Source organism: Collinsella sp. SGI.180 (assembly GCF_050313455.1).
Lineage (GTDB): Bacteria > Actinomycetota > Coriobacteriia > Coriobacteriales > Coriobacteriaceae > Collinsella.
Window position 1 is genome coordinate 1 of the sequence record NZ_JBNPLL010000060.1, and the last position, 235, is coordinate 235.

The window sequence follows — 235 nt, forward strand, 5'->3', positions numbered from 1 at the left end:
GCCCTTGAGGCAGCGCAGGGAGTCGACCCTCCTCCTCCACCTGGGCTTGCGGGCCTCGGCCTCGACGAGCCCCTCGAGCCTCGCCTTCTCCTCCGCCGCCCGCCTGACCGCGTCGACGTAGTAGGCGAGCACGTCGTTGTCGGCCCCCTCCGCGAACCTAATCGACTCGATCCAGGACCAGTGCGCCCGGGTCCAGTTGCCCTTCCTGCGGCCGGTGGGCGTCCTCTCGTCGAAG

The 235-nt window shown here is 70.6% G+C and carries 1 pseudogene; it reads right to left on the reverse strand.

What is annotated here, in order from left to right:
* Positions 1 to 235: pseudogene (locus tag ACQRAP_RS08730) on the reverse strand (IS110 family transposase); the annotation flags it as partial.